At 42.6% G+C, this 10409-nt stretch carries 11 protein-coding genes, 4 tRNA genes and 1 pseudogene; 7 read left to right on the top strand and 9 right to left on the bottom strand.

Features of this window, described 5'->3' with window-relative positions:
* Window positions 1-13: 13 nt before the first annotated feature.
* The 7 genes from rutF to G5T77_RS07955 form a co-directional block, all read right to left on the bottom strand.
* On the bottom strand, window positions 14-595 hold the full coding sequence (rutF, locus tag G5T77_RS07925; RefSeq protein WP_166137127.1) for an NADH-dependent FMN reductase RutF: 582 nt from the start codon (window positions 593-595) through the stop codon (window positions 14-16).
* 70 nt (window positions 596-665) lie between these two features.
* On the bottom strand, window positions 666-1046 hold the full coding sequence (rutC, locus tag G5T77_RS07930) for a pyrimidine utilization protein C (RefSeq protein ID WP_166137124.1): 381 nt from the start codon (window positions 1044-1046) through the stop codon (window positions 666-668).
* 33 nt (window positions 1047-1079) lie between these two features.
* On the bottom strand, window positions 1080-1841 hold the full coding sequence (gene rutB / locus G5T77_RS07935; RefSeq protein WP_166137121.1) for a pyrimidine utilization protein B: 762 nt from the start codon (window positions 1839-1841) through the stop codon (window positions 1080-1082).
* Window positions 1838-2944 (bottom strand): pyrimidine utilization protein A, encoded by a 1107-nt coding sequence (gene rutA, locus G5T77_RS07940; RefSeq protein ID WP_166137118.1) that lies wholly within the window; start codon window positions 2942-2944, stop codon window positions 1838-1840. Before rutA ends, rutB begins: the two co-directional genes overlap by 4 nt.
* Window positions 2945-3278: 334 nt before the next feature.
* Complete coding sequence (gene rutD / locus G5T77_RS07945; protein WP_166137116.1) at window positions 3279-4070, bottom strand: pyrimidine utilization protein D; 792 nt, start codon at window positions 4068-4070, stop codon at window positions 3279-3281.
* A gap of 80 nt (window positions 4071-4150) precedes the next feature.
* On the bottom strand, window positions 4151-4408 hold the full coding sequence (locus tag G5T77_RS07950) for a hypothetical protein (protein ID WP_166137113.1): 258 nt from the start codon (window positions 4406-4408) through the stop codon (window positions 4151-4153).
* A 137-nt stretch (window positions 4409-4545) separates the two neighbouring features.
* A complete protein-coding gene (locus tag G5T77_RS07955; protein ID WP_004782756.1) occupies window positions 4546-5727 on the bottom strand; it encodes a trypsin-like peptidase domain-containing protein in 1182 nt (393 codons plus the stop codon).
* Window positions 5728-5897: 170 nt separating this feature from the next.
* On the opposite strand from G5T77_RS07955, the gene G5T77_RS07960 reads away from it, so the two are divergent.
* The 7 genes from G5T77_RS07960 to G5T77_RS07990 all read left to right on the top strand — a co-directional run bounded on the left by G5T77_RS07960 (window position 5898) and on the right by G5T77_RS07990 (window position 8684).
* Window positions 5898-6656 (top strand): Nif3-like dinuclear metal center hexameric protein, encoded by a 759-nt coding sequence (locus tag G5T77_RS07960; protein ID WP_034170060.1) that lies wholly within the window; start codon window positions 5898-5900, stop codon window positions 6654-6656.
* A gap of 153 nt (window positions 6657-6809) precedes the next feature.
* Window positions 6810-7436, top strand: a complete 627-nt coding sequence (locus G5T77_RS07965) for a superoxide dismutase (RefSeq protein ID WP_166137110.1) — start codon at window positions 6810-6812, stop codon at window positions 7434-7436.
* 148 nt (window positions 7437-7584) lie between these two features.
* A tRNA-Asn gene (locus G5T77_RS07970) sits at window positions 7585-7660 on the top strand.
* Window positions 7661-7666: 6 nt separating this feature from the next.
* Window positions 7667-7742: transfer RNA gene (locus G5T77_RS07975), tRNA-Asn, on the top strand.
* Window positions 7743-8020: 278 nt separating this feature from the next.
* A tRNA-Asn gene (locus G5T77_RS07980) sits at window positions 8021-8096 on the top strand.
* 6 nt (window positions 8097-8102) lie between these two features.
* Window positions 8103-8178 (top strand) — tRNA-Asn (locus G5T77_RS07985).
* A 71-nt stretch (window positions 8179-8249) separates the two neighbouring features.
* Window positions 8250-8684 carry a DUF2726 domain-containing protein gene (locus tag G5T77_RS07990; RefSeq protein WP_166137107.1) on the top strand — a complete coding sequence of 145 codons (435 nt, stop codon included), beginning with the start codon at window positions 8250-8252 and terminating at the stop codon, window positions 8682-8684.
* A 5-nt stretch (window positions 8685-8689) separates the two neighbouring features.
* On the opposite strand, the gene G5T77_RS07995 is transcribed toward G5T77_RS07990, so the two are convergent.
* The gene (locus G5T77_RS07995) at window positions 8690-8950 is read right to left on the bottom strand and encodes a hypothetical protein (RefSeq protein WP_166137104.1); all 261 of its coding nucleotides are present in this window, start codon (window positions 8948-8950) and stop codon (window positions 8690-8692) included.
* Between the two features lie 110 nt (window positions 8951-9060).
* Window positions 9061-10311 (bottom strand): annotated as a pseudogene (locus G5T77_RS08000) (prolyl oligopeptidase family serine peptidase).
* Between the last annotated feature and the right edge of the window lie 98 nt (window positions 10312-10409).

Genomic DNA, 10409 nt, shown 5'->3' on the forward strand with positions numbered 1-10409 from the left:
GGATTGAATTGAATTAGCACATTTTGTGTGGCTCACAGTAAGAACGGTTGAAGTACATCAGCGCATTGCCTTGACTCTGGCACATGGCTTTCACCTCACAGAACAGCACGTCATGACTGCCTACGGATAAACATTGGACCACCTCGCAGTCAAAACTGACTAAGGCATCCTCAAGTACAGGTGACTGGGTCACCAAAGTTTTCCAGTTCCCCTGACTGAAACGCTCTGCCATTGGTGTTTTTCCACCAAACAGATTGGAAAGATGTTGTTGATGTGATGCCAGAGTATTCACACACAACACCTGATTCTTTTTAAAGGTTTCATAGACTGACGCAGAACGGTTCAGGCACACCAGCAACGTTGGTGGTGTATCCGTCACGCTACATACGGCCGAAGCCGTAAATCCAGCCATTCCTGCATCGCCTTGCGTGGTAATCACATTCACCGCAGCACCCAGATTGGACATGCCCTGACGGAAAATCTGCTGATCGACCTGGGTAAAGATGTCACCTGGTGCGTTAGTCGCCAAAACCTTATTTAATGCATTATTTTCTGCAACTGTCTCTATGATGATTTTAGATAGTTTGGCATTCATGCTGTTCTCCCGACCCCAAGTCAATATTCACTGGGGCATCTAGTAATGAGATTGAATCAGGTGGATCGGCTTATATATGGGCAATCGAAGCAATTTCGACCAGCGCATCAGGTTTGACCAAACCTGTCTGTACGCAATACCGTGCCGGCTTATCTCCCGGGAAATACTCTGCATAAACTGCATTAATCGCAGCATAATCTGCCCAGTCTTTGACAAAGACATGGTTAAACGTTACGTCATCCATGCTGCCACCGGCTTCCTCAATCACACGCTTGATGGTTTCCAGAATATGACGGGTCTGTGCTGCGGCATCACCGACATGCACCACATTATTATTTTCGTCAAAAGCCAATGTACCGGATACATACACAATATTGTCTGCCTTGGTTGCCGGTACATACGGTGCTAATAGTTTCGATGTTCCTGCTGGAATAATAATTTCTTTAGGCATACTATTTTTTCCTTAATCCTGATCTTTAATTCTTTATGCACTTACAGCTAATTTAGTTTCTTTTAGTGACTCACTTTCTTTTTGAAAGGTCTCGACAAAATTTGCAGTATCTGACACCCAGCCAAAGAAGGTTTTGATGTTATACAGACTGGCTTCATGCGCTTCGACTGGACCTGCCTGATGGCAGGCATCAGCAAGTGCGACACCGAAATACTCTAGGAAGAAGCCATCACGTAGCGTCGATTCCACACAAACGTTGGTGGCAATCCCGACAAAGACCAGATTACGAATACCACGCACACGTAACATGCTGTCCAGCGCGGTATTAAAGAAACCGCTATAACGTGGCTTTTCGATCACCAGGTCTTGTGGCAGTGGCTTTAACTCATCAATCAGCTCAAAATCCCAACCGCCTTTAGCCAGCAATTTCCCCTGTAATTCAGGACGTTTACGCATGGTTTTTAAGGCATTGGATTTATGGAAATTCGGAGAATCCGTACCGCCCGCTTCCTTATATTCCGCATCCCAGCCATTTTTGAAATAAATCACCTGAATACCAGCTGCATGTGCAGCATCAACAGCCTTTTTAATATTTTCCACTACTGGCTTGGTCTTTGAGACATCAAAGCCCGCCAGATCCAGATAGCCGCCTTGCGAGGTATAAGCATTCTGCATATCAATCACAATCAAGGCTGTTTGCTCTGGTGCAAGACAGATCGCTTCGGGTTCAGCTTTAAGGGTTTTTCCTGTGCCGAGTTTTTCAGTAAAACCGGCTGTTACGACTGATTTACTCATGCGCTTTTCTCCAGAACTGATGCTGCATCTTCAATGACAATATGGTCACGGCATTTCATTAATGGCTGGATTTTCTGACCGAAATCTTCAACCCCTTGAATAAAATCATCAAAAGTCAGTAGCACACCTTCGGTACCCTTGATCTCGCCAATTTCATCCAACATTCGTGCCACATTTTCATAAGAACCCACCAGCGTACCCATATTGATATTCACTGGAGATACACTCGAAGCCATTTGACGGATATTGGTATCTGCACCGGAAGTAGTATCTTTACCGCCCTGATTCATCAACCAGTTAATCGCTTCCATATCTGCGCCATCGTTATAGTGCTGCCATTTTGCTTGAGCCTCCTCATCGGTCTCAGCTGCGATCACCATAAACAGCACATAAGTCTGTACATCACGACCCGTCACATCCGTTTTTTCTTTTAAGCGATCATTAATTTCTGCATAAGCCTTTGGTGTATTTAGCCCTTTACCAAATACAAAGTTGTAATCGGCATATTGCGCAGAAAATTCCAGACCTGCATCGGATTGACCGGCACAGATAATTTTCATATCCGCTTGTGGACGTGGGCTGACATGGCAGTCTTCCATCTGGAAATGTTCGCCTTTAAAGTCTGATTTACCAGTCGCCCAAAGTTCACGCAGAATCTGTACATACTCAGACAGATATTCATAGCGTTTGCCAAAATAGTCATTACCTGGCCACATGCCCATTTGGGTATATTCAGGTGGCTGCCAGCCGGTCACCACATTCAGACCGAAACGGCCATTCGAAATCGAATCAATCGTCGATGCCATACGCGCAACAATTGCTGGTGGCATTACTAGTGTTGCAGCAGTTGCGAAAATTTTAATTTTGCTGGTGACGGCTGCAAGACCTGCCATCAGGGTGAAAGTTTCCAGGTTATGTTCCCAGAATTCAGTCTTGCCGCCAAAGCCACGCAGCTTGATCATGGAGAGTGCGAAATCGAAACCATAGTGCTCAGCGCGCTGTACGATTTGTTTGTTTAACTCAAAAGTCGGCATGTACTGCGGTGCATTTTCAGAGAGTAACCAGCCATTATTTCCGATTGGACAGAAGACACCTATTTTCATTTTTACACCTCATTATTTTTAACACTTATTCAAAATTCTGATTCCACTTCGGGAATTTTATTTACAAGATAAACATTGCAAAGCGTGTGCCAACTATATTTAATTTATAATTATTAATTACTTAATATTTTATTTTTTGAATTTTTAGTAAAATATTCATTTTTACCTATGAGTCAATTTTGCACATACTGTTTCATTCAAGTGCACTCGTAGCAATTTGTGCATTTGCAGTTCATGCATCAATTCGAAGTAAAAACCATACTAACGCTACAAAATGATTGATTAGAAAAAATAAAAAACCAGACACGAGGTCTGGCTTTTTAAAAACTGCAGACTAAGGGGAAATCAGGAATGAAAGGATCAGTTGATTCACCTGATCTGTCTCGGTCACGGTGGAAGCATGTGCACCTGTATCAAGCAAACTGAGATGACTATGCGGCAAGCATTGTTGTAATTGCTGTGACCGTTGATAAGGCACCAGAAAATCATCCTGATTGGCAATCAGATGTATAGGAACATCTTTTAATGCTTGCTGATGCTCTTCGTTTAGTTTAAAAGCCTGCACGGCTTGTAGGCGTGCCAGAACATTTTGGATCGGTGAAAAGTCTAATAACTGCTTATTTTCTGCTTCGGTTAACTGATCAATATGGGTTGAGATCCAGTACGGCGGATAAAGAAATAAAGCCTGTGCTTTCACATAAGCCTCTGCCCCGCTATTCACCAATAAGGAAGTTCGTGCCTCGAAACATTTCTGAGTATGAGCATCCAGCTCTCCCCAAGCATTTAACATGGTCAGACTGAGCAGCTTAAACTTTCTTTCAGCCTGATAGGTCGCTAGTTGCATGCCGATATGTCCGCCCAATGCATGCCCGATAAAATGAAACTCTCGAATACCATCATTGATCAATAAATCCAGAATCTGGCAGGCCATATGGTCGATCGAATAAGGCATGGGCAAGAGTTCAGAATCTGAATGACAGCCTTCCTGATCATAAGTGACTACATGAAAATGCTGCTGTAAAACTCTAATTTGAGGATTCCAGAAACTGGCATGCCCGCCCAGTCCGGGTGAAAGCACCACATAAGGTGCATCTGCCTGTGCTGCAAGATGAATAGATAAAGACATATCACTCTCATATTTTAACTATGAGTTGAATGCAGCAAGATATATGCCTGAATAGAAGTATTCTTGAACAATTAATAAAATTATAGCCAGTAGACATTAAAGCTATAATAAAATTCCTGTACCTCAAAACGCACGTTATAACCGAGCTCAGTCAGCTCTGCCGAAAGACCCCGAATTTCTTCCAAGGGTAAATGTTTGGGAAATACCGTTAGCACAGCGGTATTGCCTAGTCGGGCATTGTCTTCAATCAGTTGAGCCAAACGTGACTTGTACATTTCAATATTTAAATTAGCCACGTTCGATAAAATTTTGGCCTGATCTGCAGTCATAAAACTCATTTTTCTTTACTCTTTTTGATTTTTATTCAATGAAGTTAAATGATTTAATTCACATAAAATATTTTCGTTTTGTATCTAATTAAATAAATCGTGCATAAAAAATCCCTCACATGGAGGGATTTTTCTTAAGAAAAAAATTACTGGCCTGGTAAAGGAATATATTGTGAAGAACTACTTTGCGTTTTACGTTCACTAATCACCACATCCAGTGTCATGGTTTTTCCAGCGCGCTCTACTTCAATCTGAACGGTACTGTTTGGTGCCTGTAAAGCCACAAAATTAATCAGATGTGAGGCAGAAGTAATCACTTCATTATTCACCTTGATGATTTTATCACCACGCTGGATGCCAGCTTTTGCTGCAGGTCCATTTTCCAGCACTTCAGCGACCACTACACCTGATTCCTTAGGTTGCAGCACATCATTACGTTCTGTCGGCAACAGACTGATACCCAGCCAGCCACGAACGACACGGCCATCTTTCAGGATTGCATTCATGACCTGTTGACAGATTTTAGCTGGAATCGCAAAACCAATCCCCAGTGAGCCACCTGTTTGGGAGAAGATTGCTGTATTGACCCCAATCAGGTTACCGGCGACATCAATCAATGCACCACCCGAGTTGCCCGGGTTAATCGCAGCATCTGTCTGAATAAAGTCTTCATAGGTATTGATGCCCAGATCAGAACGGCCTGTTGCAGAAATAATCCCCTGAGTCACGGTTTGACCGACACCAAACGGGTTACCAATTGCCAGAACAACATCACCGACTTCATTGCCACTCAGCTTGAATGGCAGAACTGGTAATTGTTCAAGTTCGATTTTGATTACAGCCAAATCCGTATCCGGGTCTGTACCCACGACCTTGGCTTCAGCACGGCGTCCATCATGTAAAGCCACTACAATCTGGTCTGCCTGTGCAATCACGTGGTTATTGGTCAGGATATAACCATCAGGACGTACAATTACCCCTGAACCCAAACTGTTTTCATTTGGACTTTGACCAAACTGGTCTGGTAACTGATCACCGAAAAATTCACGGAAGACTGGATCTGTCAATAAAGGGTGCGCCTGCTGTTTTACTTTTTGTGTGGTAAAGATATTCACCACCGCAGGTGCTGCGACTTTCACGGCAGCACTATAGGAGACAACGCCTCCAGAACGCGAAGTATCAATCAACGGTTCTACTTTTTCAGCAGGCATTTTTACGCCATCCGGCGCAATCGGTGATTTAGGTTTCTGCAGCTGCTGCCACCCCAAAAAACCGATAATGACTAAAATCAGTAACACCCAAGGTAACCATGTAAAGGTGCGGCGCACTTTGCTATCCTCTAAAATATTTTAATTCGTTGATGACTAAGTAATTTGTATCCTATTGTAATGCCAAATACATAACTAAACACAAAAAAATCCACAGAGATTTGTGCTGCTTTAGTTACAATTGGACATATAGATAAGAATTGGCAAGTTCATCAACTGACAGGAATTTTATGGCGAATTTAAACGATATTATCCGCTGGTGCGATCAGACTTTGGCATCTTCCGAATTTAAGGACTATGCACCGAATGGCTTACAGATCGAAGGCCGCGCTGAAGTCAATAAAATTTTATGTGCGGTTACTGCCTCCCAAACTGCGATCGAAGCTGCGATTGAACAAGGTGCTGATTTGTTACTGGTACATCATGGTTATTTCTGGAAAGGTGAAGCCTACCCGATTACCGGGATGCGTGGTAAACGGATTAAAAGCCTGATCCAAAATGATATTTCGCTTGTTGGCTATCACCTGCCTTTAGACAGCCATCCAACTCTGGGAAATAATATTGCGATTGCAGACCTGCTGGAACTGGAAAACCTAGAACAGCTTGATCCGAGTGAGCGCCGTCCAATTGGGAATATTGGTTATTTAAAACAGGCCATGACGCCAGAAGGATTCAAGGCCTATGTATCAGAAAGACTTGGCTATGATGCGTTGCATTTACCTGCCGAAAAAAGCCTGATTCAAAAAGTCGGTTTCTGTACTGGGGGTGCGCAGGATTATATTCATAAAGCGGCGGCACAAGACTGTGATGCTTATATTTCTGGCGAAGTCAGTGAACGTACTTTTTATGATGCTCAGGAACTGGATGTGCATTATTATGCCTGCGGCCACCACGCCACTGAAAAATATGGTGTACAACGTCTGGCTAAAGCTATTTCAGAACAATTTAATATTGAGTATAGTTATTTCGAATTAAACAATCCGATTTAATTTCGATTGGCAAGTACATTGGTGGCTTTATCTTTAAATTTTCAGGCTTTATTCTGTATTGTTATTTATACACAGTGCCCATTTTTGCCTAAGAATCTATTACAATAACGCCACTTATTGTCAAAACCCAGCAAAATGCAAGGAATTGAAAACATGACAACCATTACTTTACCACCATTACCATACGACTACGACGCTCTTGCTCCACACATCAGCAAAGAAACTTTAGAATACCATCACGACAAACACCACAATACTTATGTGGTTAACCTGAACAACCTGATCGCTGGTACTGAGCTTGAAGGCAAAACTCTAGAAGAAATCATCAAAGCAACTGCTGGTGATTCATCTAAAGCAGGTGTATTTAACAACGCTGCGCAAGTATGGAACCACACATTCTACTGGAACTGCTTGACTAAAAACGGTGGCGGTAAAGCAACTGACGCTTTGGCTGCAAAAATTGACGAAGCTTTCGGTTCTTATGAAAAATTCGCTGAAGAGTTCGCAACTGCTGCTGCAACTCAGTTCGGTTCAGGTTGGGCTTGGTTAGTTGCTGACGAAGTAAACGGTAACCTGTCTATCCTTAAAACTTCAAATGCTGACACTCCAATGGCGCACGGTAAAATTGCTGTGTTGACAATCGACGTTTGGGAACATGCTTACTACATCGACTACCGTAACGCTCGTCCTAAATACATCTCTACTTTCCTAGAAAGCCTGGTGAACTGGGACTACGCAAATGCGAAATATGCAGGTCAACCTGCTGGTGTTGAGAAATAATTTTTTATTTCCAGCTTAAAAAAATCACCCTTTATGGGTGATTTTTTTATTTTTGGGCCTGAGGTGCATATTAAAAAAGCAAATGATTCATTTCTTTACAGGAATTGATTGACGGTCTTTGTTTTCCTGCCTAAAATGCGCATCAGATTCTCCAATAGCTCAGTCGGTAGAGCGACGGACTGTTAATCCGCAGGTCCCTGGTTCGAGCCCAGGTTGGAGAGCCAATCTATTCTCCCATAGCTCAGTCGGTAGAGCGACGGACTGTTAATCCGCAGGTCCCTGGTTCGAGCCCAGGTGGGAGAGCCAAGATTCTGAAAAAACCCACTCATTATGAAGTGGGTTTTTTTATATCTGTCTTTTTGGGATTAAATATCTATATGTGTCTTGTTTGTAGTGTTAGCGATTCGCAACCATGGCAGAGAATAATCACGCTTCCCCTCTACCTTTAATCTAGGTTACATAAACATAACATTTTGAACTACAATCATTTTTGATTATTTTTAAAACACTTGATTCAGTTTTTTCAGCTTTTTTATAAAAGTGCCTTGACCCCTTTTTAAATCTCTCTATAATCGCTTTCAGATTCTCCAATAGCTCAGTCGGTAGAGCGACGGACTGTTAATCCGCAGGTCCCTGGTTCGAGCCCAGGTTGGAGAGCCAATCTATTCTCCCATAGCTCAGTCGGTAGAGCGACGGACTGTTAATCCGCAGGTCCCTGGTTCGAGCCCAGGTGGGAGAGCCAAGATTCTGAAAAACCCACTCATTGCGAAGTGGGTTTTTTTATTCTTTTCTCTTTTATGATCCGTATTTGATTTGAGTCAGTTTATATTCTTTGTGATTGGCTGTCTGGCAAGCTTTGCCTTAATTTGCCTGCTCTTCCCCCATCTGTTTACCCGCCAGACGAAATTCTATCCCAAGCGTGTCATTACAGCTTTCGAAAGCAAGATGTTTACTCGCCTGAAAGATGCTTTTCCGCATCATCACATTCTGGCACAGGTCGCATTTAGTGCTTTGATCACACATGACAATATGAAAATGCGCAGCAAGTTCAACCGTAAAGTGACCGATTTTGTGGTGATGGACCGGGAATATAATGTAGTGGCGATTATAGAATTGGATGACCCCACCCATATTGGCAAGGAACAGGAAGATGCAGAACGCGATGCGATGCTGATTGCTGCCGGCTACACAGTCATCCGCTACACTGAAATTCCAACGATCCGACAGCTTCAAAGAGATTTGAGATAAATAGTTTAATGAGAGGAATTTGTTTCAGCTTCGGAAGCAGCTTGAGTTGCTTGAGTCTCCTGCTCTACCTTTGATTTTTCAGCCGCTTCGCGTGCTTCAATCCGGGCAATCATGTCAGCTTGTTGCTGTTTATATTTTTCCTGATTTTTTGCATCACTATTAACAGCTAAAAATGCCATGGTCACCAAAAAAATTGGAACACACAAAGCCAAGGTTCCAAAGATAAGCAGTTTTTTGATACTGCGGGGTTTGGTCTGTTCCGACATAACGAGCCTATACTGATAACCTATAATCTTAAGCCACTATAACAAACTTAAATGATTGCTCAAGGCCTAGCATCACAAGGAATAAAAAGGAGCCGAAGCTCCTTTTAGGATTAAGGATTGACAGAAATACCTGAAGGCATATAGGTATTAATAAAGGTCAGCAGCTGGGTTCTGCTTTGTACAATGGCCTCGGTATGTGAAGCATTCTCTACCTCTACAAAATTCACTGTGGTTCCCATATCTTTCAAGCCCTGTTGTAAAGTATTTGTTACTGGATACGGAACAGCCATATCTGCAGTACCTTGAATGATCATCACAGGAACATTAATTTTTTCAGTTGCAGGCTGATTATTCTCAAGGAACTTTTCAACCGACGAATTATTCTGGAAGTTTTCTACTAATCCCGGATAGTCCACGACTGTTTTTTCCGGATTATTCACCAGATAATCATCAATATCTTGCATATATTCAGTAATCAGTGGCCCTAAACAAAGTCCATTTTCTCCAGTCGTACCTTCTGCCTTTTCAGCCACAATCGCTGCACGGCTTGAAAATATATTGCGATAGTTAAAGCCTGGTTCATAAGCTTTAATCCCTACAGCCACATAAGCCGCATATGCCAATAATTCTGCATAGACCGCTTTCGCAGCATTATCTTGTCCAGCCTCAACCAAAGCACTAAGCGCTTGCGGTGCTACTTCACTGATAATATAGCCCAGACTTGAGGCCGGAGCTGCTGCAACTGCCGCCTTATAATTTGGATCTTCATCGGCAAACTGGGCTGTTGCAAGTGATGCGTGTCCTCCCTGGGATTGTCCCACTGAAACCCAAGCACCATTAAATCGATTTCCTTGTTGTTCTTTAAAGGCTCTTACTGCATAGATAGCCGATTGTGCCGCACTTTTTAAATTTAAATAAGGATGGATCCCCCGAGTACCTAATCCTTCATAATCGGGTGCAACAATCACATATCCCTGTGCAAGCAAGCTGCTGGCCAATCCTCTAAAATTATTATTCAGCTGGTTATTACTTGGTGCACAAGAATCACCGCTACCCACCGTGCCATGTTCCCAAACCACCACCCTCCATCCGTCTTGAGGTTGAGGCGTATTTGGATAAAATACCATGGCTGTCGCTTCAGCCCGTTCACCATTTACGTTTGGCATATTATAGCGTATGACTTGAATATCCGATGCTTCAGGCAAGGTATCCTCATCATAAGACTGTTGACTTAAAAATACCCTTTCTTATGGTCGGAACGAATCATTGTCATCGTCATTACACGCAGTCATGAATAATGACATGGAACATACCAGTGCCAGACAGGTTTTTTTGAAACCGTTTTTCACTACATTATTCATATTCTAATCCCTTATTGTTGTTTATGATTTTCATGAAGAATCTTGAATTAAGCATAAAAAAAAGCACCCTTATAGGCTAATGCCAGTCAGTTAAGAAA

Origin of the sequence: Acinetobacter sp. GFQ9D191M, assembly GCF_011174875.1 — a bacterium.
GTDB lineage: Bacteria > Pseudomonadota > Gammaproteobacteria > Pseudomonadales > Moraxellaceae > Acinetobacter.